General features: G+C 42.5%; 2 protein-coding genes. Both read left to right on the forward strand.

The features are described from left to right. The coding region (locus KP705_RS15680; protein WP_215764856.1) for a hypothetical protein at positions 1 to 285 on the forward strand (285 nt) is incomplete at its 5' end. 121 nt (positions 286 to 406) lie between these two features. Continuing rightward, positions 407 to 744: hypothetical protein (locus KP705_RS15685; protein ID WP_215764858.1), on the forward strand; the 338-nt coding region annotated here is incomplete at its 3' end.

Consider the following 744-nt stretch of genomic DNA (forward strand, 5'->3'; position numbering starts at 1 on the left):
GGGCTTAATCTGTTTGCGTTGCGTGGTTCGTGGGAGCTTGGCAACAGGGATATCAATGCGGTGGATGATTCCGCAAAAGCATATATGCTTGACACTTACACGATATCTCACATGGGTAGAGGTGGGGGTAGCGTCTTAGAAGATGGGATGCTGTCAAAGGTTCTCGACATAGAGCGTCTACAAGACCCCGTAGAGCTTGATGAGCCTCCTATTGAGGTTCCGGATTCCGAATACTTCGAAGCTAATCAGGACGCCTTTCAGGAGCTTGCAGACTGGTATCTTTGAAGCTCCGCAGGACCGACGACAATGTAATTGTCATAGTCGGACACTATGACAAGTCAAATATTGATTTCTATCTGCTACAATAAGTTTCCAGTACCCCACAAACTGAGGGTCGGAGATTGTTATGGATATGGTAAAGAAGGAAAAATATAGAGAAATAGAGAGAGAAGTACAGAGGCTTGAAAATCTGTTCAATATAAAGGCTGTGCGATTGAAGGCACGTTATGAGACCAAGGCTATTCGTTATATGTTTGGGAATGGGGGCGAGGTTTATTGCGGTTGGGAAAAGCCTTACGATATCATGACTTGTTTGCATGACCATTATATTGACCATTCTTTTCCTGTGAAGGATGTGAAAAGTTATAGAGATTATTTGCGTTGTCTTCCTTCGCATTCTTCTTTGTTTTTGGATTACATAGAAAGCAGGGGATATGGTTTTTTAAGATTCAACGAATATTTGAA

The sequence above is a fragment of the Gluconobacter sp. P1D12_c genome, from assembly GCF_018812105.1.
GTDB classification, from domain to species: Bacteria; Pseudomonadota; Alphaproteobacteria; order Acetobacterales; family Acetobacteraceae; genus Gluconobacter; species Gluconobacter oxydans_A.